This is a genomic window from Pseudoalteromonas fuliginea, from assembly GCF_000690055.1.
GTDB classification, from domain to species: Bacteria; Pseudomonadota; Gammaproteobacteria; order Enterobacterales; family Alteromonadaceae; genus Pseudoalteromonas; species Pseudoalteromonas fuliginea.
Genome location: NZ_JJNZ01000227.1, coordinates 1 through 307 on the forward strand (window position 1 = coordinate 1; position 307 = coordinate 307).

At 40.1% G+C, this 307-nt stretch carries 1 protein-coding gene; it reads right to left on the reverse strand.

Features of this window, described 5'->3' with window-relative positions; all coding sequences use genetic code 11:
• Positions 1 to 214, reverse strand: a 214-nt coding sequence (locus tag DC53_RS0121055) for a hypothetical protein (protein ID WP_033032625.1), incomplete at its 3' end; no start/stop codon positions are given.
• Between the last annotated feature and the right edge of the window lie 93 nt (positions 215 to 307).

The window sequence follows — 307 nt, forward strand, 5'->3', positions numbered from 1 at the left end:
AGCGTTGGCGTAAAGTGTCTCGGCGTGCCAATAGACTATCAATGTATGCTTGAAGGTCTTTCAAGTTAGCTTTAGTAACTGTTTGTACCGTCTGCCCTGAGTTGAACGTGTAGCTTTCAATAGCATCGGTGCTCAATTCCAAACTAGCCGTCATAGCCGCTGTTATATTGACTTCAATGTCGCTAATCAATCCACATAAAAATGAATCGCTCATAAATATTTTGCTCCAGATGTTAAAAAAGGTGCAATTAACTAAGTTTATCACACCTTTGTTGGGTTGGTTATTGTTCGTAGAATACCGGTAAGC